This is a genomic window from Bradyrhizobium sp. SPXBL-04 (assembly GCF_051853035.1).
Taxonomy (GTDB): Bacteria; Pseudomonadota; Alphaproteobacteria; order Rhizobiales; family Xanthobacteraceae; genus Bradyrhizobium; species Bradyrhizobium zhanjiangense.
This window is the reverse complement of record NZ_CP182472.1, coordinates 4,158,140-4,179,962: the sequence shown is the minus strand read 5'-3', so window position 1 is coordinate 4,179,962 and position 21,823 is coordinate 4,158,140. Positions and strand designations below refer to the sequence as shown.

Annotated in this window: 22 protein-coding genes and 1 tRNA gene; 6 read left to right on the top strand and 17 right to left on the bottom strand. The window is 63.9% G+C overall.

The window, feature by feature from the left end; genetic code table 11:
• Positions 1-293: 293 nt before the first annotated feature.
• Positions 294-1,565 (bottom strand): ATP-dependent Clp protease ATP-binding subunit ClpX, encoded by a 1,272-nt coding sequence (gene clpX / locus ACNJX8_RS19740; protein ID WP_008547851.1) that lies wholly within the window; start codon positions 1,563-1,565, stop codon positions 294-296.
• Positions 1,566-1,743: 178 nt separating this feature from the next.
• Here clpX and ACNJX8_RS19735 point away from each other — a divergent pair, with 178 nt between their 5' ends.
• Complete coding sequence (locus ACNJX8_RS19735; protein ID WP_128933418.1) at positions 1,744-1,950, top strand: hypothetical protein; 207 nt, start codon at positions 1,744-1,746, stop codon at positions 1,948-1,950.
• Positions 1,951-2,012: 62 nt separating this feature from the next.
• Here ACNJX8_RS19735 and ACNJX8_RS19730 read toward each other — a convergent pair whose 3' ends face one another.
• The 3 genes from ACNJX8_RS19730 to ACNJX8_RS19720 form a co-directional block, all read right to left on the bottom strand.
• Positions 2,013-2,651, bottom strand: coding sequence for an ATP-dependent Clp protease proteolytic subunit (locus tag ACNJX8_RS19730; RefSeq protein ID WP_128946185.1), 639 nt, complete (start codon positions 2,649-2,651; stop codon positions 2,013-2,015).
• Positions 2,652-2,928: 277 nt separating this feature from the next.
• On the bottom strand, positions 2,929-4,290 hold the full coding sequence (tig, locus tag ACNJX8_RS19725) for a trigger factor (RefSeq protein WP_128933416.1): 1,362 nt from the start codon (positions 4,288-4,290) through the stop codon (positions 2,929-2,931).
• Positions 4,291-4,462: 172 nt separating this feature from the next.
• Positions 4,463-4,547 (bottom strand) — tRNA-Leu (locus tag ACNJX8_RS19720).
• A 153-nt stretch (positions 4,548-4,700) separates the two neighbouring features.
• Here ACNJX8_RS19720 and ACNJX8_RS19715 point away from each other — a divergent pair.
• On the top strand, positions 4,701-6,017 hold the full coding sequence (locus ACNJX8_RS19715; RefSeq protein ID WP_439361728.1) for a multicopper oxidase family protein: 1,317 nt from the start codon (positions 4,701-4,703) through the stop codon (positions 6,015-6,017).
• Between the two features lie 9 nt (positions 6,018-6,026).
• On the opposite strand, the gene ACNJX8_RS19710 is transcribed toward ACNJX8_RS19715, so the two are convergent.
• The 3 genes from ACNJX8_RS19710 to ACNJX8_RS19700 all read right to left on the bottom strand — a co-directional run bounded on the left by ACNJX8_RS19710 (position 6,027) and on the right by ACNJX8_RS19700 (position 8,402).
• Positions 6,027-6,314 carry an addiction module antidote protein gene (locus ACNJX8_RS19710; protein WP_007603498.1) on the bottom strand — a complete coding sequence of 96 codons (288 nt, stop codon included), beginning with the start codon at positions 6,312-6,314 and terminating at the stop codon, positions 6,027-6,029.
• A gap of 148 nt (positions 6,315-6,462) precedes the next feature.
• Complete coding sequence (locus ACNJX8_RS19705) at positions 6,463-6,903, bottom strand: GNAT family N-acetyltransferase (protein WP_128946187.1); 441 nt, start codon at positions 6,901-6,903, stop codon at positions 6,463-6,465.
• Positions 6,903-8,402, bottom strand: coding sequence for an NAD(P)H-hydrate dehydratase (locus tag ACNJX8_RS19700; RefSeq protein WP_439361726.1), 1,500 nt, complete (start codon positions 8,400-8,402; stop codon positions 6,903-6,905). The genes ACNJX8_RS19705 and ACNJX8_RS19700 overlap by 1 nt, the downstream gene beginning before the upstream one ends.
• 380 nt (positions 8,403-8,782) lie before the next feature.
• Between ACNJX8_RS19700 and ACNJX8_RS19695 the strand changes: the two genes are divergently transcribed.
• Both ACNJX8_RS19695 and glnA read left to right on the top strand, forming a co-directional pair.
• Positions 8,783-9,121: a P-II family nitrogen regulator gene (locus ACNJX8_RS19695; RefSeq protein WP_091893396.1), complete on the top strand. Its 339-nt coding sequence runs from the start codon at positions 8,783-8,785 to the stop codon at positions 9,119-9,121.
• A gap of 151 nt (positions 9,122-9,272) precedes the next feature.
• On the top strand, positions 9,273-10,682 hold the full coding sequence (gene glnA, locus ACNJX8_RS19690; protein WP_128933412.1) for a type I glutamate--ammonia ligase: 1,410 nt from the start codon (positions 9,273-9,275) through the stop codon (positions 10,680-10,682).
• Between the two features lie 92 nt (positions 10,683-10,774).
• Here glnA and ACNJX8_RS19685 read toward each other — a convergent pair whose 3' ends face one another.
• The 4 genes from ACNJX8_RS19685 to ACNJX8_RS19670 all read right to left on the bottom strand — a co-directional run bounded on the left by ACNJX8_RS19685 (position 10,775) and on the right by ACNJX8_RS19670 (position 14,572).
• Complete coding sequence (locus ACNJX8_RS19685; RefSeq protein ID WP_439361724.1) at positions 10,775-11,914, bottom strand: asparaginase; 1,140 nt, start codon at positions 11,912-11,914, stop codon at positions 10,775-10,777.
• An 82-nt stretch (positions 11,915-11,996) separates the two neighbouring features.
• Positions 11,997-12,758, bottom strand: a complete 762-nt coding sequence (locus ACNJX8_RS19680; RefSeq protein ID WP_128933410.1) for a slipin family protein — start codon at positions 12,756-12,758, stop codon at positions 11,997-11,999.
• Positions 12,755-14,137, bottom strand: coding sequence for an NfeD family protein (locus ACNJX8_RS19675; protein ID WP_439361722.1), 1,383 nt, complete (start codon positions 14,135-14,137; stop codon positions 12,755-12,757). Before ACNJX8_RS19675 ends, ACNJX8_RS19680 begins: the two co-directional genes overlap by 4 nt.
• A 180-nt stretch (positions 14,138-14,317) precedes the next feature.
• Complete coding sequence (locus ACNJX8_RS19670; RefSeq protein WP_128933408.1) at positions 14,318-14,572, bottom strand: tautomerase family protein; 255 nt, start codon at positions 14,570-14,572, stop codon at positions 14,318-14,320.
• Positions 14,573-14,721: 149 nt separating this feature from the next.
• Here ACNJX8_RS19670 and ACNJX8_RS19665 point away from each other — a divergent pair, with 149 nt between their 5' ends.
• Positions 14,722-15,699: a GlxA family transcriptional regulator gene (locus ACNJX8_RS19665; protein WP_439361720.1), complete on the top strand. Its 978-nt coding sequence runs from the start codon at positions 14,722-14,724 to the stop codon at positions 15,697-15,699.
• An 830-nt stretch (positions 15,700-16,529) separates the two neighbouring features.
• Here ACNJX8_RS19665 and ACNJX8_RS19660 read toward each other — a convergent pair.
• A complete protein-coding gene (locus tag ACNJX8_RS19660; RefSeq protein WP_249756362.1) occupies positions 16,530-17,303 on the bottom strand; it encodes a gamma-glutamyl-gamma-aminobutyrate hydrolase family protein in 774 nt (257 codons plus the stop codon).
• Positions 17,304-17,563: 260 nt separating this feature from the next.
• On the opposite strand from ACNJX8_RS19660, the gene ACNJX8_RS19655 reads away from it, so the two are divergent.
• Positions 17,564-18,703 carry an AI-2E family transporter gene (locus ACNJX8_RS19655; RefSeq protein ID WP_439361718.1) on the top strand — a complete coding sequence of 380 codons (1,140 nt, stop codon included), beginning with the start codon at positions 17,564-17,566 and terminating at the stop codon, positions 18,701-18,703.
• 9 nt (positions 18,704-18,712) lie between these two features.
• Here ACNJX8_RS19655 and ACNJX8_RS19650 read toward each other — a convergent pair whose 3' ends face one another.
• The 5 genes from ACNJX8_RS19650 to rplM all read right to left on the bottom strand — a co-directional run bounded on the left by ACNJX8_RS19650 (position 18,713) and on the right by rplM (position 21,817).
• Positions 18,713-19,009, bottom strand: coding sequence for an antibiotic biosynthesis monooxygenase family protein (locus ACNJX8_RS19650; protein WP_091893338.1), 297 nt, complete (start codon positions 19,007-19,009; stop codon positions 18,713-18,715).
• 116 nt (positions 19,010-19,125) lie between these two features.
• A complete protein-coding gene (locus tag ACNJX8_RS19645; RefSeq protein WP_091893392.1) occupies positions 19,126-19,362 on the bottom strand; it encodes a hypothetical protein in 237 nt (78 codons plus the stop codon).
• A gap of 59 nt (positions 19,363-19,421) precedes the next feature.
• Positions 19,422-20,642, bottom strand: a complete 1,221-nt coding sequence (locus tag ACNJX8_RS19640) for a diguanylate cyclase (protein ID WP_439361717.1) — start codon at positions 20,640-20,642, stop codon at positions 19,422-19,424.
• Between the two features lie 229 nt (positions 20,643-20,871).
• A complete protein-coding gene (gene rpsI, locus ACNJX8_RS19635) occupies positions 20,872-21,351 on the bottom strand; it encodes a 30S ribosomal protein S9 (RefSeq protein ID WP_027559530.1) in 480 nt (159 codons plus the stop codon).
• Between the two features lies 1 nt (position 21,352).
• Positions 21,353-21,817, bottom strand: coding sequence for a 50S ribosomal protein L13 (gene rplM, locus ACNJX8_RS19630; protein WP_018642440.1), 465 nt, complete (start codon positions 21,815-21,817; stop codon positions 21,353-21,355).
• Positions 21,818-21,823 lie beyond the last annotated feature (6 nt).

Genomic DNA, 21,823 nt, shown 5'->3' with positions numbered 1-21,823 from the left:
CAGCCCGCTGATCATGCGCAACCGCCACGAGGTGCCGAGGTGATCCGCAGAACCGGTCGGTCCTTTTGCGAGTTGGACCGGCTTGCCGGATCGGAACTGAGGCGAATCTTGAAGAGAATTTTCGCTCGCCCGCCGACATTAGGTGGCTATCGACCCGGGGGGTGTCAAGTCATCGAAAAACGCGCGCCATCAGGCGCTTACGCACGCAGGTAAGCGACGCAACACCGGCTGCGGAGATACATTTCCGCAGCCCTCCTTGATCAGACAATTGGAGCGTTCCAGCGCCGAAAAAATCAGGCGCTGGCATTCTCGACGGCGCGATCGGACCGATCGGCGTAGATGTAGAGCGGACGCGCCGTGCCTTCCACGACTTCTCGCGAAATCACGACCTCTTCCACACCTTCCAGGCCCGGCAAGTCGAACATGGTCTCGAGCAGGATCGCCTCGAGGATCGAGCGCAGGCCGCGCGCGCCGGTCTTGCGCTCGATCGCCTTGCGGGCGACCGCGCCAAGCGCCTCGTCAGCGAAGGTCAGCTCGATGTTCTCCATCTCGAACAACCGCTGGTACTGTTTCACCAGCGCGTTCTTCGGCTCGGTGAGGATCTTCTTCAGCGACGTCTCGTCCAGGTCCTCGAGCGTCGCCACGACCGGCAGACGACCGACGAACTCAGGAATGAGGCCGTACTTCAGGAGGTCCTCAGGCTCGACGTGACGGAAGATCTCGCCGGTACGGCGGTCCTCCGGCGCGAGCACCTGGGCACCGAAGCCGATCGAGGTCGACCGTCCGCGCGCCGAGATGATCTTCTCGAGGCCGGCGAAGGCGCCGCCGCAGATGAACAGGATGTTGGTGGTATCCACCTGCAGGAACTCCTGCTGCGGATGCTTGCGGCCGCCCTGCGGCGGGACCGAAGCCACCGTGCCTTCCATGATCTTGAGCAGCGCCTGCTGCACGCCCTCACCCGACACGTCGCGCGTGATCGACGGATTGTCGGACTTGCGGCTGATCTTGTCGATTTCGTCGATGTAGACGATGCCGCGCTGGGCGCGCTCGACATTGTAGTCGGCGGCCTGAAGCAGCTTCAGGATGATATTCTCGACGTCCTCGCCGACATAGCCGGCTTCGGTCAGCGTCGTCGCGTCGGCCATCGTGAACGGCACGTCCAGGATGCGGGCGAGCGTCTGCGCGAGCAGCGTCTTGCCCGAACCGGTCGGACCGATCAGCAGGATGTTCGACTTCGCGAGCTCGACGTCGTTGTGCTTGGTCTGGTGGTTGAGGCGCTTGTAGTGGTTGTGCACCGCGACCGACAGGACCTTCTTCGCATGGCTCTGGCCGATCACGTAGTCGTCCAGCACCTTGCAGATTTCCTTCGGCGTCGGAATGCCGTCGCGCGACTTAACCAGCGAGGATTTGTTCTCCTCGCGGATGATGTCCATGCAGAGCTCAACGCACTCGTCGCAGATGAAGACCGTGGGACCCGCGATCAGTTTGCGGACTTCGTGCTGGCTCTTGCCGCAGAACGAGCAATATAGCGTGTTCTTGGAGTCGCTCGTGCCGACCTTACTCATTCATGTCTCCGTCCGCGGTTCGATCCCGTTCCGCTCGATCGCTCCACTCCGACACGATGGCCGGCATGAAGCTTAAGTAGAGCAAATTCCGTACCAAAAAAGACCCTACGCGTTACATCCCGTGCGAATCACGGTCGCTCGATTCTCCGCGATCATAGCCGATCAATCGTAGCCAACCATGCTGTCACCCGACTATCAAGAATTCGCTAATCGGGGCTCGCCGGCTACCCGTGACAATACCGTGATTTCCGGTCTTGGCACGAGCGAAGTGATCGAAATCACCCCGGCGTTGCTGGATTGCCACGAAAAACAAGCACGAAAGCGGAACTTTCCGCCTGCCGCAGGGCGCAAAACCGCGTTGTGCGGCGCGCGCACGCGCCCTTAACGTGAACACCGCCCTGACGCTACGCGGCGATCCCGAGGGATCGCCGTAACGCCCCGGTAGTGCTACAATGGCGCTTTCGCCGGCGTCGGCTCCTCGGCGCGCTTGTCAATGACCTTGTCGACCAGACCGAACTCCTTGGCGTCGTTCGCAGTCAGGAACTTGTCGCGTTCCAGCGCGTCCTCGATCGACTTGTAGGTCTGGCCGGTGTGCTTCACGTAGATCTCGTTCAGCCGCTTCTTCAGGTTCAGGATTTCCTGAGCGTGCAGCATGATGTCGGTGGCTTGGCCCTGGAAGCCGCCGGAGGGCTGGTGGACCATGATGCGCGCGTTCGGCAGCGAGAAGCGCATGTCCTTCTCGCCGGCGGCAAGCAGCAGCGAGCCCATCGAGGCCGCCTGCCCCGTGCACAGCGTCGAGACCGGCGGACGGATGAACTGCATGGTGTCGTAGATGGCAAGGCCCGACGTCACCACGCCGCCCGGCGAGTTGATGTACATCGAGATTTCCTTCTTCGGATTTTCCGCCTCAAGGAACAACAGCTGCGCGACGATCAGCGTCGACATGCCGTCCTCGACCGGACCGGTCACGAAGATGATGCGCTCCTTCAACAGGCGCGAGAAAATGTCGTAGGCGCGCTCGCCACGGTTGGTCTGCTCGACCACCATGGGCACGAGGTTCATGTAGGTTTCAACCGGATCGCGCATGAGTCACCTAGGGTTTCGGAGACGGACATCGCCAGTTTGGCTGGATTTGCCGGAAGGCGGATGGACGTCCTGTGATGCAGGAACTTGGTAGAGGTAGAACATTGAGTACAGGGTGTACCGACAGATATAGCCCAATTCGCGCCTGACAAGTGCGGAGCGCATTAAGGCTTAACCCGTCGGGCAGTTGAAGCTGATTCGCGCAAAGAGGCCCAGCCGGCCATCTGGCTAGCTGAGCCCCTTCGCTGATCATCCTTAATGAAGGGCTTTCTCAACGCCTTCAGGCAGCGCTCTTTTCCGCCTCGTCATCCTTGTAGAGCTCCTCGCGCGAGACCTTCTTCTCGGTCACCTTGGCGAGCTCGAGGATGAAGTCGACGACCTTGTCCTCATAGATCGGTGCACGAAGCTGGGCCAGCGCCTGGGCGTTGTTGCGGTAATAGTCCCACACTTCCTTCTCACGGCCAGGCATCTGGCGCGCCCGCTCGATCACGGCGCGGCCGACCTCGTCGTCGGTCACGGTGATCTTGTTCTTCTCGCCGATCTCGGAGAGCACGAGGCCGAGGCGCACGCGGCGGTCGGCGATCTTGCGGTACTCTTCCTTGGCGGCGTCTTCAGTGGTGTTCTCGTCGGCAAAGGTCTTGCCGGCCGAAGCCATCTCGGCCTTGACCGAGTTCCACATCAGATTGAACTCCTCGTCGACCAGCGAGGGCGGCGCATCGAAGCGATGCGCTTCGTCGAGGCGATCAAGCAGCGCGCGCTTGACGCGCTGACGCGTCGCGGTCGCGAATTCGGCGGCCAGCCGCTCGCGCGCGGCTTCCTTGAGCTTGTCGAGCGATTCGAGGCCGAGCGTCTTGGCGAACTCGTCGTCGATCGCGAGATCCTGCGGCGCCTCGATCAAGGTCGCTGTGGTCTCGAACTCGGCCGGCTGGCCGGCAAGCTTGTCGTTCATGTAGTTCTTCGGGAACGACACTTTCAGCGTGCGCGACTCGTTGGCGCCGATGCCCGTCAGCTGCTCCTCGAAGCCCGGGATGAAGGTGTTGGACCCGATCAGGACCTGGATGCCCTCGCCGGTGCCGCCCTCGAAGGCTTCGCCGTTGATGGTGCCCTTGAAGTTGATGGTGACACGATCGCCGGAGGCGGCCTTGGCGCCCTCGCCTTTGGCGGCAAAGGTGCGGTTGGAATCGGCGATGCGCTTGATCGCCTCGTCGACGTCGGATTCGGTGACGTCGACGACGGGCTTCTCGACCTCGAAGGTCTTGAAATCGGCGAGCGCAATGGCCGGCACCACCTCGATCGCGACCGTGTAGGTCAGATCGGTCTTGCCGCTCAGCAGCTCCTCGACCTCGGCCTGCTCGGTCGGCATGGTGATCTTCGGCTCGGTCGCGAGGCGGAAGCCGCGCTCGGAGAACAGCTGCGTGTTGGTGTCGCGGATGGTCTGGTCGATGGTCTCGGCCATCACCGAGCGGCCATAGACCTTCTTCAGGTGACCGACCGGCACCTTGCCGGGACGGAAGCCGTTGAGACGGACCTTGTCCTTGAGATCGACGAGCTTGGCATCGGCCTTGGCGTCGAGATCTGACGCAGGGACGCTGATCTTGAACTCGTGCTTCAAACCTTCCGAGAGGGTCTCTGTGACCTGCATGGCGTCCAATCTTCTTCTCGTTCGGTCCCGGCGCGCATGCGTCGGGACGCTGTCATTAATCGATCCGACGCGAGGCAAACGCCTCAACGCCGGTGGTTCATTGGACCGGCTCCAAGCGGACAACATCCGCGCGGAAGCAGGTCTCGTAATCCGTGCAAACGCTGAAAGCGCTTGGTGCGGGCGGAGGGACTCGAACCCCCACAACTTTCGTCACTGGAACCTAAATCCAGCGCGTCTACCAGTTCCGCCACGCCCGCGTGAATTTGCATCAAGACCGGCCGCGATGCCGCGGGCGGCCGGGCTTATAGCATGTGCCTGACTGTTCGCAGCAAAAAAATGGCCGGTTGGAGGCAAGCTTCAAGTAGGCACGACGGCTGGACTTATCCAGCGCGGCGTGGTCCGGATCGGCCATGACAACGCGGATTTTTGACCCGAGCCGACGCGAGGTTTTGGCCGGACTTTTGACTGGACTTGGCGCCTCGGCGGCCGGGCTGCTCGGCGGTGGCGCAGGCCCGCTCGTGACCGCCCAGCTCGCGCTCCAGGCACGACCGGCCACGTTGGCCTTGAAGCCGGGTCAGCCGCCGACACCAATCTGGGAGCTGGCCGCCGTAAGCCACCTGGGAAACGTCCGTCTCAAGCGCGGCAACCGCTGCGAGGTGGTGTTCCGGAACGAGCTGCCTGTGCCGCTTGCACCAGTCTGGTACGGCCTGACCGGCCCGGCCACTTCCGACCCGCTCCGGGGGCGCGCGCCGACGGCCCCGGACGCGACTGAAACATCAATTATTTCAATACCTAATGCAGGAACCCTGCTGGCCGACTTCCGCCTCTTCGAGGACGGCCTGAAGCAACCCGCGCGCCCGCTTCCGATCATCGCCGAGGAGACAGACCGGGTCGCTGTCGATCGTGACGAGGTTTTGCTGATCGAGGAATGGCGCGTGCGGCCGGATGGGACCGCGCTTCCCCCGGGGCGCGATCCCAAGGACACGACGCCGCTCTATACGATCAACGGACAGACTTCATTCGAACTCTCAGCCGCGGCCAATGAGCGGCTGCGGCTGCGCTTCATCAACGGCTCCCAACGTACTGTTCTGGCGATCAAATTGGAAAGCCACGACGTCCGCGTGATGGCCCTGGACGGACAACCCGCCGAGCCGTTTTCGGCGCGCAGCGGGGCGCTGGTGCTAGCCCCGGGCGCGCGGGTCGATGTCTTTGTAGACGCGGCCACGTCGGCCCCATTCCTGCTGCATGACGGCAAGGAGGCCCGCCAGGTCGGCAGCCTCTCGGTCACAGGCAGGCTGGAGCGGCGCGCGCCGCCAGTGCCGCCACAGCCGCTCCCTTCCAATGACCTGCCCGATCAACTCGATCTGAGAGGCGCCCTGCGGTTCGATGTCGCGCTCGGCGCAGCCGACGCCGGCTGGACCCGGCCGGCAAATTTCTCCACCGCCTCCGCCCCGACCTTCCGCGCCAAGGCCGGCCGCACGATCGTGCTGGCCCTGAAGAACCCAGCCCCCATCACGACCGTGTTCCACCTGCACGGCCACCATTTCCGCCTGCTCGACAAGCTCGACGACGGCTGGAAGCCCTACTGGCTTGATACGCTCGCGATCGAGCCCGGCCAGACCCAGCGCATCGCATTCGCCGCAACCTCACCCGGACGATGGCTGATCGAATCGGTTCTGACTGACTGGGCGGCCCCGCGGCTGGTGCGCTGGTACGCGGTGGAGTGAGCGCTCCGGCTAAGCGTGCGGTTTGGCCGTCAGTTCGATTCCGAGGGCCTTCATCACCGCGATCGTCGTTTTGAGCGTCGGATTGCCGTTGGTGCTGAACGAGCGATAAAGCTGCTCGCGAGAAAGACCGGTCTCCTTGGCGATCTGCGTCATCCCCTTGGCACGGGCAACGACGCCAAGCGCGTGCGCGATGTAGGCGGCGTCCTCAGTCTTGAACGCCTCTTCCATGAACACGGCAATGGCTTCGTCGGACTGAAGGTCTTCGGCCGGATCGTAAGTCGTCAGCTTCTCGCCCATCTCATTCGCTCCAGATCTCGGCAAGGCGCTTGGCCGCCGAAATGTCTTTGGCCTGCGTGCTCTTGTCGCCGCCACACAGCAAAACAATGCTCGTGTTGCCCCGCTTCTGAAAAACCACATGTAGTTTATAAACTACTATAATCGTGGATCAATGCCTGCGCGTCCAGAGGTACCGAGCGTCGGGCTCCCGTTCCTCGTTCCGCACCCCATCGGTCTGCTCGACCAGCGCAAATCCGCGAGCTTCATAGAAGCGCCGGGCCGACGCATTGCGCTGGAAGGTCCAGAGCTCGAGCCGATCGCAAGCACCTTTGGCGATGTCGAGGAGTTCAGTGCCAACGCCGCGCCCCTGCGCCGTAGGAAGCACATAGAGCTGCTCGATCCAGCCCTTACGGAACGCAATGATCCCGCTGAGCACTGCGTCGTCGAAGCGTCCCCACACGCGGCAGGTCGGAAAAACACGCTCGCGATAGAACCAGCGGTCCTCGTCCGGCCTGTGCAACCCGGCGAGCCACGGCATCGCCTGGTCGAACGCAATCCGATGGACCTGGGCGGCCGCATCCATGTCCGCGAGCGCGAGCTGCCGCAGCACTAGTACTCCACCCCGAGCGCGTCATAGACACGCCGGTGCACGGCCGGCAGCGTCTCGGTGAGGTCTTCCGCGATCAGCCCCGGCCCCGCTTCGCTTCCTGCCTCGCCGTGCATCCAGACGCCGATGCTGGCGGCCTCAAAGGCCGGCACGCCTTGCGCCAGGAGGCCAGCGATGATGCCCGAGAGCACGTCGCCGGCACCGGCGGTGGCGAGCCAGGGCGGCGCGTTGGCGGCGATGGTGGCGCGGCCGTCAGGGGCCGCGACCGTCGTGTCCGGTCCCTTCAGCAGCACGACAGCGCCGCAGCGCCCGGCGGCGGCGCGCACGCGCTCGAGCTTGGACCGGCCGGGATGCTTGTTGCTGAGATCCGAGAACAGCCGCGGAAACTCGCCCTCGTGCGGGGTCAGCACCACCGCATTGTCCTGCGAGGACTTGATCGATTCGAACAGCCGCTCGGGCTTTGCGGCAAAGCTCGTCAGCGCGTCCGCGTCCAGCACCAGATGCCGCTGCGCCGTCAGCGCGGTATGAACGAGATCGCAGGTGCGCTCGCCAATGCCCGCGCCGGGGCCGATCATGCAGGTGTTATAGCGCTTGTCGCCGAGGATCTCGCCGAACTCGATTGCGGTGTCGACCGGGCGAACCATCACCGCAGTCAGCGCGCCCGCATTGATCGCGAGCGCATCGCGCGGGGTCGCCAGCGTCACGAGGCCCGCGCCGGCCCGCAGCGCCCCGCGCGCGGCGAGCCGCGCAGCGCCGGTCGCGGCTGCGTCACCGGAGACGGCCAGCACATGGCCTCGCGCGAATTTGTGGCCGTCGATGCGCGGCACCGGAAAGGCGGCGCCCCAGAAATCCGGATCGTTCTCGAAGAGCTGCGGGGCGATCTCGTCCAGTACGCGCGCGTCGATGCCGATGTCGGCGACGCGCACGCGGCCGCAATGCATGCGGCCGGGCAGCAACAGATGCGCCGGCTTCTTGCGGAAGAAGGTCACGGTCTCGGTGGCATTCACGGCCGCGCCCATCACGGCGGCGCTGGTTCCGTTGATGCCGCTCGGCAGGTCGACGGCCAGCACCAAGGCGCCGTTGGCGTTGATCGCCTCGATCATGGCGCGCGCCTCGCCGTCGACGGGACGGCCGAGGCCCGCGCCGAACAGGGCATCGATGATCAGCGCCGGCCTTCCGATCGCCTGCGGATTGAACGGGAGCACCGGGTGCTTCCAGCCGCGTGCGGCGGAAGCGGCGTCACCCTGGAGCTGGTCGCGCTCGCACATCAGGATCACCGAGACCTCGCGGCCCTGGGCGGCGAGCTCGGCGGCTGCGACAAAACCGTCGCCGCCATTGTTGCCCGGGCCGGCGACGATCAGGATCGGCCCCTCCTCGACCAGCGCATTGGCCGCCTCGGCGACCGCCTGGCCGGCGCTGAGCATCAGCTTGAAGCCGGGCGTGCCTGCCGCGATACTGAGCTGATCGGCGCGCTGCATTTCAGTGTTGGTCAGAACTTCCATGCCACTTCCCTGGTCCAAACGCCCGTTCAACGGGCACGTTCCGTGCCGACCCATCCCACGGAACAATGATCTGCACACATATTGAACCGTTTGCCTATTTCGTAGTCTTCGGTATTTTGGGCCGGTCGGCGCCACCTATCAGATTGTGCTCGTTAAAAGGCTGATAACGCTCCAATAATCAGGGCATTTGCAACTTGGCATAGACCCTGCTTTCGAGGAAGCCGCTTCGGTTTGTCGTGCTCACTGGCATTCATCAGGGTGTGGCCGGCCGTCGTTGCCGGGCTGGTCAGGCATCCCGGCATAGCGAAGACAAGATCGTGCGTGACAAAGCGCATCCTGACGAAGACGTTGCTATTTGATCGAGAGGCCGGAGGCGCGCAGTGAAGAAAATCGAAGCCATCATCAAGCCATTCAAGCTCGACGAGGTGAAGGAAGCGCTTCAGGAAGTCGGCCTTCAGGGCATCACCGTCACCGAGGCCAAGGGCTTTGGCCGGCAGAAGGGTCACGCCGAACTCTACCGCGGCGCAGAATACATCGTCGACTTCCTGCCCAAGGTGAAGATCGAGATCGTGATCGGCGACGATCTGGTCGAGCGCGCCATCGAGGCGATCCGCCGCGCCGCGCAGACCGGGCGCATCGGGGACGGCAAGATCTTCGTCTCCAACGTCGAAGAGGCGATCCGCATCCGAACCGGCGAATCCGGGCTGGACGCTATCTGAGCCGGGTGCTATCCCGCGTTTTGCGACACTCTGACAGGAAATAAGGCTGCTTCGGCGGCCTGATTTCGTTTGTGCGGTCGCGCCAAACTCGCCCAAGCGAGAATAATCTTGCTCATCTGGAAACCGACCCGCAGAGCCAAAAGGGGTATGCATGAAGACCGCCAAAGACGTCCTGAAATCGATCAAGGACAACGACGTCAAATACGTCGACCTGCGCTTCACCGATCCGCGCGGCAAGTGGCAGCATGTGACGTTCGACGTCAGCATGATCGATGAGGACATTTTCGCCGAAGGGACGATGTTCGACGGCTCCTCGATCGCCGGCTGGAAGGCGATCAACGAGTCCGACATGTGCCTGATGCCCGATCCGGTGACTGCGACGATCGATCCGTTCTTCGCCGAGACCACGATGGTCATCACCTGCGACGTGCTCGAGCCGACCACCGGCGAGCCCTACAACCGCGACCCCCGCGGCATCGCCAAGAAGGCCGAGGCGATGGTGAAGTCGATGGGCGTGGGCGACACCGTCTTCGTCGGACCCGAGGCCGAGTTCTTCGTGTTCGACGACGTGCGCTTCTCCTCGACCCCCTACAACACCGGTTTCCGCCTCGACTCCTCGGAGCTGCCGACCAACTCCGACACCGAATATGAAGGCGGCAATCTCGGCCACCGCGTCCGCACCAAGGGCGGCTACTTCCCGGTTCCGCCGCAGGACTCCGTGCAGGACATGCGCTCGGAGATGCTCGGGGCCATGGCCAAGATGGGCGTCAAGGTCGAGAAGCATCACCACGAGGTCGCCTCCGCCCAGCACGAACTCGGCATGAAGTTCGACACGCTGACGCTGATGGCCGACCACCTCCAGATCTACAAGTACTGCATCCACCAGGTTGCGCACATCTACGGCAAGACCGCCACCTTCATGCCGAAGCCGGTCTATGGCGACAACGGTTCGGGCATGCACGTGCACCAGTCGATCTGGAAGGAAGGCAAGCCGGTGTTCGCCGGCAACAAATACGCCGACCTGTCGGAGACCTGCCTCCACTACATCGGCGGCATCATCAAGCACGCCAAGGCGATCAACGCCTTCACCAATCCCTCGACCAACTCCTACAAGCGCCTGGTCCCGGGCTATGAGGCCCCCGTGCTGCTCGCCTACTCCGCGCGCAACCGCTCGGCCTCCTGCCGCATCCCCTACACCGCTTCGCCGAAGGCCAAGCGCGTCGAGGTGCGCTTCCCCGATCCGCTCGCCAACCCCTATCTCGGCTTCGCCGCGATGCTGATGGCCGGTCTCGACGGCATCAAGAACAAGATCGATCCGGGCCCGGCGATGGACAAGGATCTCTACGACTTGCCGAAGGAAGAGCTGAAGCAGATCCCGACGGTGTGCGGCAGCTTGCGTGAAGCCCTCGAGAATCTCGACAAGGACCGCGCGTTCCTCAAGGCCGGCGGCGTGTTCGACGACGATTTCATCGACGCCTATATCGAGCTGAAGATGACCGAAGTCGAGCGCTTCGAGATGACCCCGCACCCGATCGAGTTCGACATGTACTATTCGGGCTGATCAGCTCGAACAGAATACGACAAGCAAAAGGCGCTCCGAAAGGAGCGCCTTTTCGTTTGGGCCGTTGGGCCCTACAAGATACGAGCCAGCCGCTACCACGTTGCCGTGAACGCCCGCTGCAGCTCAGCCGGCGCCGTCACACCGCTCGCGATCAGCAATTGGGTGAGAACGCGCGCCTTCTGGGGATTGAGGTCCTCGGACACGACGAATCCGTTCTTGTCGTCGTCGACCTCGACGTTTCGCGTCACGAAGCCGGATCGAACCCGCGTGGAGCGCACCACGATGATGCCCTTCTTCGCCGCCGCTTCGAGCGCTTCGAGCGCCGGCTTCGACGTGTTGCCATCGCCGACGCCGGCGAGCACGATGCCCTTGGCGCCGTGCGAGATGGCGTCCTCGATCGGAACGGCATCCATATTGGCGTGCGAGTAGACGATCGCGACGCGCGGCAATTGCTCGCCTGCCGGCAGCTGATAGGTCGCGCGCTTGAAGCCGGCAGCCTGGGTCATGAAGCGGATGCCGCCGGCGGTGTCGACATAACCGATCGGCCCGTCATTGGACGTATTGAACGTCTCGATGCTCGTGGTGTTGGTCTTGGTGACCGAGCGGGCGCCCTGAATCTTGTCGTTCAGCACGGCCATGACGCCCCGCCCGCGCGAGCGCGGATCGGCGGCCACCTGCACCGCCTCGTAGAGATTGCCGGGGCCGTCCGCGCTCACCGCCGTGGCCGGCCGCATCGAGCCGACGATCACCACCGGCTTGTCGCCGCGCACCACGTTGTCGAGAAAGAACGCGGTCTCCTCCAGCGTATCGGTGCCATGGGTGATGACGACGCCGTCGGCTTCATTCTTGTCGAAGGCCTCCTGGATGCGGCGGGCCAGCGCAAACCAGACCTTGTCGTTCATGTCCTGGGATCCGATCGACGAAATCTGCTCGGCGTTCAGCTTCGCCAGCTTGTCCAGGCCCGGCACTGACTGCATCAGCTGCTCGCCCGTGATCTGGCCGGATTTGTACGCACCCGTCGCGCGCGGGTCGGCCTGGCCCGCGATGGTGCCGCCCGTCGCCAGCACGAGAATGCGGGGCAGATTGGCGGCAGGGGTGTCCTTACCGGGCTCTGCGGCCTGCGCCGCTCCGCCGATCGGCCACGAACAAAGTGCGAAGGCGACCAGCGGAACGGCAAGCATGAATGTCCGACGTTGGTGGCGGCTTGGTGGGCTGACGGCGTGCTTGGTCATCGAATGTTGCTCCCGTTTAAGTAGGCATCAACATTCGACACGCCCATTTGGGCCGAAGATGGGTCATCTTCGCGGCTTACGGCTACGGGTTGTTAGGCCGCGGCATCAAATGGTCGAGCAAGCCCGTCGGCAGCGGAAACACGACAGTCGACGATCGTTCGCCGGCTATGTCGTGCAGAGCCGCGAAGTAACGCAGCTGCATGGCCTGAGGCTCCTGCGCGAGGATCCGGCCGGCTTCGACGAGCTTTTCGGCGGCCTGCTGCTCGCCCATCGCATTGATCACCTTGGCCCGCCGCAAGCGCTCGGCCTCGGCCTGTTTGGCAATCGCGCGAACCATGGTTTCGTTGATATCGACGTCCTTGATCTCTATGCCGGTGACCTTGATGCCCCAGACGTCAGTCTGCTTGTCGAGGATCTCCTGGATGTCGGCGTTCAACCTGTCGCGCTCGGCAAGCATCTCGTCGAGCTCGTGCTTGCCGAGCACCGAACGCAACGTGGTCTGGGCGAGCTGGCTGGTGGCCGCCATGTAATCACCGACCTTGATGATGGCGCGCTCGGGGTCGACGATCCGGAAGTACAGAACAGCGTTGACCTTGACGGACACGTTGTCTCGCGAAATCACGTCCTGCGGCGGCACGACCTGCACCATCACCCGGAGGTCGACCTTGACGAGTTGCTGCACGATCGGAATGAGGATGATGAGGCCAGGGCCCTTCACACCGGTAAAGCGGCCGAGCGTAAAGACGACGCCGCGCTCGTATTCGCGGAGGATTCGAATGGCCTGGGACAGAAATATGACGACTAGCAGCGCGAGCGCCGCATAGGTCAGATATTCCAGCATCATGATGTACCTCCCTCACCGGTCCTCGCCGGTGCGCGCCGTATCAGCAGCGTCAGGTCGACGACGCTGGTAACTTCGACCGTCTCTCCGGGCTCGAACGCGTCGGCGCTGCGCGCCTGCCAGCGTTCACCATGGGCGAACACATGACCCTCGTTCCCGTTCCAGTCGAGAATTTCGGCGGACAAGCCTCGCATGGCCTGCGCGCCGACCCGTTCAGGAGCCTTGGCGGCCCGCCGAAGCGAACCAAGCACGACCAGAGCGAAGCCGACGAACACAGCTGTAGTGATGCCGATCACCCACCACGACAGCTGGTAGCCGGGCGCCTCGACCCTGAACAGCATCAGCGCACCCAGCACGAAAGCGATGATCCCTCCGAGACCGATCACCACCGTTGGATTGAAGGCTTCGACGGTGAGAAGCACGAGTCCGACCAGCATCAGGGCGAGGCCGGCATAGTTGATCGGCAGCAAATTGAGCGCATAGAGGCCGATCAGCAGGCAGATCGCGCCGACGACTCCGGGAGCGACGGCTCCGGGAGACATGAACTCGAAGATCAGACCGTAGATGCCGACCATCAGGAGAATGAACGCCACGTTCGGATCGGTGATGACCGCCAGGAAGCGGGATATCCGTCCCGGCTCGATGGCTTCGACGACCGCATCCTTCGTGGCGAGGCGCTGCGTCTTGCCGCCTGCAACCTCCACCACACGGCCATCGAGCTGCCGCAGCAATTCAGCCTGGTCCCGCGCGACGAGATCGATGGCATGGGCCTCTAGCGCGCCGTTGGCAGAGAGAGTGGCGGCCTCACGGACCGCCTTCTCCGCCCAGTCCGCATTGCGGCTGCGCAGCTCGGCGAGGCTGCGGATAAATGCGACGGCATCGTTCGTGGCCTTCGCCGTCATCGCATCCTTCGGCTCGTCCTTCTTGTCTTTGCCATCCTTCTCGGGTGTGCCGCTCGGCAGGCCCGGCAACGGCCCGCCAATCTGGACCGGCGTCGCCGCACCGATATTGGTGCCTGGTGCCATCGCCGCGATATGGGTCGCATAAAGGATATAGGTCCCGGCACTCGCCGCGTGGGCGCCGGAGGGAGCGACGTAGCCGATGACGGGGATGGGCGAGGCGAGCACATCCGCGATGATCTCGCGCATGCTGGAATTGAGACCGCCGGGCGTGTTCATTCTCAGAAGCACGACCTCGGCGCGCCGTTCGCTCGCCTTGGCCAAAGCCTCCCGCACGTAGCTGGCTGACGCAGGGCCGATGGCCCCGTCGATCGAAACAACCAGTGCAAGGCGGCCGCTCTCCTCCGCTGAGCTGGGAAGGAGGCAGCAGGTCAATGCCACGACGGTGATCGCCGCAACGAGGGCCGCCTTCATGGTTTGCACGGCAAGGGCTCCCTTGCAGAGCATATGGTGTTCCCCTTGTGAACCTCAATGCTGCGCGTGGAGGCCAACGTTGCGATTGTGCAACGCAATGCAAATGGCCATGCAGGGTGGCGATGTGATCGGTTGAGCAGAGGCAGTGGCGGACCTGCGTACGGCTGATCCGCCCTGCACCAGGCGCTGCTACCGTGCCACCCTCACGCCGTCCGCGCCGATCGGTCCGAACGTGCTCGCGATGATCTCGCTCGTCGGCTGCATGCCGCCGAGCGACCAGTGCGAGGGCTCCTGCTCCTCGATCCTCACCCAGACGTTGCGGCGGAAATCGGGGTTGCCCTGCCCTTCGACCTCGACCAGGAGGTCGGTGACGCGTTCGAGCAGCGTCTTCTTCTGCGCGGCGTCCAGGATGCCGCGGACGGTGGAAATGGTGACGTAAGGCATGTCTTTCTCCAATCATGTCGTGTGACGACGGCGGCAGATTGGACCGGACACTGGCGGCCAGGCAGTGGCGGATGAGACAGAGATCGGGCAATTTCCGCCACGCGCCCGTACGCCGATCGGATAGGATCGTCGCATCGCCCGGAGGTCCTATGAAGCTCGCAATTCTGGCGCTGGAAGGCTGCATGCATTCGGCGATCGCCGGCGTCGCCGACATCCTGTCGCTCGCCAACCACGTGATGCAGCTGAGCGGAGCAAAATCCCGCTTCGCCTGCCAGACGCTCTCGCTCGATGGCAAGGCCGTGCGCGCCGGCGGCGGCCAGTTGGTTTCGGTCGATGGCGCGATCACGAGCCGCGGCAGCTTCGACGCGATCATCGTCCCCGGCAATCTCATCGACCACGTCACGGCCGCGCGGCTGCAACCGCAATATGCCCGCGCCGGCGCCTGGCTCCGGCAGCAGCACGCAAATGGCCGGCTGATCGGGGCATTTTGCAGCGGCGTCTTCCTGCTGGCCGGCGCCGGCCTGCTCGACAACCGCCGCGCCACCATCACCTGGTGGCTGCAAAACGAGCTGCGGCAACGCCATCCCGCGATCGACCTCGCCCCGGACGCCGTCATCACCTGCGCGGACCGCCTCGTCTGCGCGGCCGGACCGATGTCGTGGGTCGACCTCCTGCTCAGACTGATCGAGATGGTCGACGGCAAGGAGATCGCAAAGTTGTGCGCCGATTACGTCGTCATCGACACCGCGCAGCGCAGCCAGTCGATCTTCATGCCCGTCGGTTACCTGCTGTCGCAGGATCCGCTGCTGACCAGGGCCGACCTGCTGGTACGGCGCGCGGGCAAGCGTCCGATGACGGTCAAGCGCCTCGCTGACGCACTCGGCCTCAGCGAGCGCACGCTGAACCGGAAGTTTCAGGAGCTCACGCACGAGCCGCCTCAGGCCTTCATCACGCGCCGCCGCGTCGAGCACGCGCGCACGCTGCTGGAGACGACGGCTCAGCCGGTCAAGACCATCGCGCGGGCGGCCGGCTACGAGGACGAAAGCAGCTTTCGCAAGGCATTCCGCAAGCTGACCCTGATGTCGCCGCAGGCCTACCGCACCCGGCGGATGGAGCGGACGGTGTGAGGCTAACACCAGACGACCAACTGAGCGCGTCTACGATTCAACCGCACTGGAAAGCTGAACTTTGCACCTCACCGTCAGCTTTCGTTCTGCATCTGACTCCACTTCGTTCTCAAAGAACAAATCAGAGCCGCAAAAGTCGGAGCGGACCAATTCCTACTGATTGGTTTATGCCGCCCGAGATTTGGAAGGCGCATGGGCGAAACACGGGCCGCCCACCTTTGCCGCGCCCTCAATTGGGATCGCAATTCATCGTGCGGGAGCCGCAGGCGGCCGGAAAAGCCAGTCGACGTTCCATTGCGGAGGAGCAGATCGAAGCCGACAACCTGTTTGCGCGGAGGCCTGCTTCGGTGTGCTCGGCCCGGCACTTCCAAGTGTGTTTTCCATCGCAAGATGAAATGGGCCCGGAATAGAAGCCGCGATGCCTGACAAAATGGGCTCACCAAACGATGTCGCTGCAATCGTGATTGTCACCACCGATATGACGACTACGAACACATCAGTCACGATCCGTTTCGAAAAGTGCTTCGTCATGAGTTAAGCCCTCACAACCGAATTAAGCTACGTGGGGCAGTTACAATCTAGTTCTATGAAAATGGGTGGTACGCACGGGCGCTCACCGCGCGCGGCGGTCCAGCCCCCTTTATAGGCCCGCAGCGATCGATGGTGTAGCAGCCATGCAGACCTAATGGAGCTCGTTCCGGCAGATCGAATTGATCGGCTCCTCAGCGTACATGCCTAGCATGAGCTCGATGAATTGAATTTGTCGGACCCGTTGGCTCGCAATGACGGCGTGCCGAGAGTCGGCCCCAAAGCCTCGACGTGTGCTTAGCCTACGCCACCGCCTTCTGCCGCGCCACGAGCGCCTCGCCAAAGGCCTCGAACAGCTTGCGATTGATCGGATTGTGCTGCGGATCGTATTCGGCGTGCCATTGCACGCCGAGCGCGAAGGTCGGGGCTTCCGCGATGCGGATCGCTTCGATGGTGCCGTCCTCGGCGACCCCCTCGATCAGCACGCGCTTGCCGAGCTCGAGGATGCCCTGGCCATGCAGCGAATTCACCCGGATCTTCTCGCAGCCGAGGATCTTCGCGAACGCCCCGCCCGGCGTCAGGTCGACGTCGTGACGGTCGGCGAACACCACGGTCGGATCGGGATGGATCTCGCCGTTCTCGAGCCGGGGCATGCGGTGGTTCATGCGGCCGGGGATTTCGCGGATCTCGGGGTGGAGCGAGCCGCCGAAGGCGACGTTCATCTCCTGGAGGCCGCGGCAGATGCCGAACAGGGGGATGCCGCGGGCGACGCAGGCAACCGAGAGCGCCAGCGCGACCTCGTCGCGGTGGATGTCGTAGGGCTCGTGCTTCTCGCAGGGATCGACGTTGAAACGCGTCGGGTGCACGTTGGCCCGGGCGCCGGTGAGGATGACGCCGTCGACGGTATCGAGCAGCGCCCCGATATCGGTGATGTCGGGCGAGCCCGCGAACATCACCGGCAAGCCACCGGAGACCTCGGCCACGGCGCGCAGATTTCGCTCGCCGACCATCTGGACCTGAAATCGATTTTCGACGCGATGGGCATTCCCGATCACGCCGACGACCGGCTTTCTCATCTCCCGTTCCGACCTCCTCCGTAAGAAGATTCTCCAAACATGCCCTTGGGGTGGAACAAATTCAACAGAAGGGATCGCGGGACGGCAATGCTATTTTCGCGCAAATGCCCGATCGGAGGGCGGCCGCGGCACCGTTCACGCCGGTGGCGTTCGCCCGACGAGAGCGTGGACAACGTCAAACCGGCGGTTATCGGCCGGCTTGATCCAAGGCGGGATTTCGCGAAAGAGTGCCTCCCCCGCAGCCGCCGAAAGGACCCGATGTGACCATCCCCGCAGATGAACGGCCCCGCCCCCGTGCCGATCTCGCCTGGGCGATCTCGGTCGGGGGCATCGGCGTTGTGCTGTTCACGGCGATGCTGGTCTTCACCTGGTATTTTGCCGCCACCTTGCTGCTGATCTTCACCGGCATGCTGCTCGGCCTCGGCCTCAATGCGCTGACGGGCGCGCTCGGCCGCCGCATGCACCTGCCGCATCCCGTCCGGCTCGCGATCGTCTGCATCGCCCTCGCCCTGATGCTCGCGGGCGTCGCCTATCTCGGCGGTGCCACCATCGCCGAGCAGGCCTCGCTGCTGAGCAACACCATCAAGTCGCAGATCACCAACGTCCGGTCCTTCCTCGAAGGCCACGGCATCGACACCAGCTTCTTCGATCTCGGCAACGCGGCGCCTGACGCCACGGCGGCGACAACATCGGACTCGACGCCCTCACCAGCAACGCCCCCGCGCGGTGCATTGCCCGGCGCCGGCGCGCTCGCCTCCAGCGGCGGAGCGATCGTGAGCCAGACCTTCAAGCTGCTGCTTGGCACCATCCACGGTGTCGGAAACATTTTTATCGTGCTGTTCCTGGGTCTCGCCTTCGCCGCCCAGCCCAGCGTCTATCACGACGGCCTATTGTTCCTCGCGCCGGCCAAACATCGCACGCGCATCACCCTCATCATCGACCGCATCAGCGAGACGCTGGAGCGCTGGCTGATCGCGCAGATTACGGTCATGCTCGCGGTCGGCGCAGTGACCTGGATCGGCCTTGCCGTCATCGGCATCCCCGGCGCGTTCATCCTGGGAATCCAGGCAGGCCTGCTCGCCTTTGTCCCGACCGTCGGCGCCATCATCGCCGGGGTCATCGTGGTGCTGGCGAGCCTTGCGTCGGGCTGGATCGCGGCGCTGTCCGCGCTGCTGCTGTTCCTCGGCGTCCACGCCATGGAAAGCTACGTGCTGACGCCGATCCTCCAGCGCCAGGCACTGGACATTCCGCCGGCCACGCTGTTCGCGTTCCAGATCCTGCTCGGCGTCGTGTTCGGAATCTGGGGCCTCGCGCTGGCGCTGCCGCTGGTCGCCATCGCCAAGGTCATGATCGACCATTTCAAGACGTATGAGGCGCCGTCTCTAGCCGAGGTGGCCTGAGCCTGCTCATCAGGTCGTCAGCACGGTCTCGGTGTGCTCGACCTCGGGCGGCGAAGCAAAGTACTGGCCGACGAGGCCGCGCCATTCGGTGAAGTTTTCGGAGCCGCGAAAATCGACGGTGTGGCTCTCCAGGGTCGCCCACTTCACCATCAGCCGGTAGCGCTGCGGCTTCTCGATCGACTTGTGCAGTTCGAAGCCGTGAAAGCCCTTGGAGCGGCCGAAGGCGGCCTTGGCCTTGGCGACGGCCGCCTCAAAATCCTTTTCGCTGCCCGGCTTGACGTCGATTTGCGCGATCTCTGTGATCATCGGTTTCCACCCATTCTTGTTCGATGGGCGTGTCTACCGCAGCCGGCGCAAAAGAAAAAGGCGCCGAAACGACGCCTGGACGGCTGGAAAGTGCAGGTCTCTTGAATGCAAGCCTCTCAGGCAAGCAGCAGCACGGTGCCCGCCACGATGAACGCGCAGCCGACGAACAGCACGAACGGCCAGTAGCTGCGGGCTTGGCCGTATCGTCCTTGCGCACGACGCTCCGTGATCAGCGCGCTCTCGTATTCGTCCGCCGTCGAGAACAGACAGGCGAAACCGCCGCGTGCCGAGGCAGCTTGGGCTTCGAGTGACATCAGGGCGGCCTGCGGGGTCTGTCGACGGATCGATTCCATGACCATGATGGTAGGGATCGAATGGTAAACAGAGGATTACCGCCAGGCCGCCTGTCGTCTCAGGCGGTAGCCGGACGCGCCTGCTGCGCACCGGGCCGCGCAGCGCTCTGGCGACGCCAGTTCTCCAGCGACAGCGGCAGCTCCTCCGCCGCCTCGACGCGGTTACGGCCGCCGCGCTTGGCCTGGTAGAGCGCGGTATCGGCCGAAGCCAGCAGCACCTCGAGCTCGGTGCCGGCCGGACCGCCGGCGACGCCGATGCTGACGGTAGTATCGACTGGACCTTCATCGACCACGACGCCGGAGGTCTCGAACGCTTCGCGCACACGCTCGGCGACCAGCACCCCCTCTTCCAGCGAGCACGGCAGCAAGGCCGCAAACTCCTCGCCGCCGATGCGGCCCGAGAGATCGGAGATGCGCAAGTTGCTGACGACGACGGTCGAGAACAGTCTCAGCATCTCGTCGCCCGCGGGATGACCGAACCGATCGTTGATCGACTTGAAGTGGTCGATGTCGAAGATCATGACGGTCACCGGCCGCCCGGCCTTGGCCTCGCGCTCGATCACGCGGCTGCAGGCCTCGGAGAAGCCGCGCCGGTTGAGCATGCCGGTCAGGGGATCGGTCGACGCGGCGGTCCGGTGCGCGGTCACCGTGCGCTCGGACACCAGCATGAAGATCACGAACACGGTGCCGACGGCATAAAGCACGAGCTCGACCGCGAACACGGTGACCCAGATGCTCGACGAGAAGGTCGCATCGTGCGGGCGCAGGAAGCTGCCGAGCACGATCGGCAGCATCAATGCGCAACCGTGCATCACTGGCATCACGAAGGCCGGCCAGCGCCGTTGCATGCTCTTGCGCCGTTCGGTCCAGAGCTCGCTCGCGGTCAGCGCCGCATAGACCGAGACGATGCCGGCACCGACGATCATCCGCAGCATGGACGCCTCAGGGGCGAGCAGCGTGACGGCGGCGACCCAGGCGAGCGCGCCGAGCACGAGGCCGGGCCAGTTCGGCTTGCGGCCATGGAAGACGCGCGCCGCATTCCACACCATGCCGCAGGCGACGAAGCCGACGGCATTTAACGCCAGATAGAGATGCGGCCCCAGCCTGTCGCCGGCCGCAGTCCATAGCGCAACGGAGACGGCGCCGAGGAGATAGGCGGTGCCCCACCATTTCAGCGCGAGGCTGTTCTCCTGCCTGCCGAAAAACACCATCATGGCGCCGAGCAGTGCGGCAACCATGGTGGCGACCAAATAGAGCGTGATGCTATCGAGCGACATCATGTCGGCCCCCTCTAAAACATAGCAGTTACGCGATCGGCCAAGCCGATTTGCGCGCCCTTCCGAATGTGACGCTATGTCTCCCGGGTTCCATTCAGGTTTTCGCGTGGACCCAAGTTTTCGGGAAACACGTCATCAATTTGCGTACAAACGAACAACAAAAAGGGCGCTGAAAACAGCGCCCTTTTGCATCTCATTGAAACCGCTTTCGCGGCGAATGTGATCGAAGCGATTAACGCTTCGAGAACTGGAAGGACCGGCGGGCCTTGGCCTTGCCGTACTTCTTGCGCTCGACCACGCGCGAGTCGCGGGTGAGGAAGCCGCCCTTCTTGAGCACGCTGCGCAGCTCCGGCTCGAAATAGGTGAGCGCCTTGGAGATGCCGTGACGGACGGCGCCAGCCTGGCCGGACAGGCCACCGCCGGCGACCGTGCAGATCACGTCGTACTGGCCGGAACGCTGGGCCACGGAGAACGGCTGCTCGATCATCATGCGCAGCACGGGACGGGCGAAATAGACCTCGACCTCGCGCGCGTTGACGGTGACCTTGCCGGCGCCCGGCTTGATCCAGACACGGGCGACCGCGTCCTTGCGCTTGCCGGTGGCATAGGCGCGATTGAACTTGTCGACCTTCTTCTCGTGCTTGGGCGCCTCGGGCGCGGCCGCCGTCTTGAGCTGCGAGAGCTGGTCGAGCGACTGGATGGATTCGGCCATGTTATGCGGCCCTCGTGTTCTTGCGGTTCAACTTGGCGATGTCGATCTTCTCGGGCTGCTGCGCCTCGTGCGGATGATCGGCGCCGCCGTAGACACGCAGGTTGCCCATCTGCACGCGGCCGAGCGGACCACGCGGGATCATGCGCTCGACGGCCTTCTCGAGCACGCGCTCGGGATGACGGCCTTCGAGGATCTGGCGCGCGGTGCGCTCCTTGACGTGGCCGACGTAGCCGGTGTGCTTGTAGTAGGTCTTCTGCTCGCGCTTGCGGCCGGTGAGGACCGCATGCTGCGCGTTGATGATGATGACGTTGTCGCCGCAATCGACGTGCGGGGTGTAGGTCGGGAGGTGCTTGCCGCGGAGCCGCATGGCGACGATGGTGGCGAGACGGCCGACGACCAGACCCTTGGCGTCGATCAGCACCCACTTCTTCGTCACCTCGGCCGGCTTTGCCGAAAAGGTTTTCATGTCAGA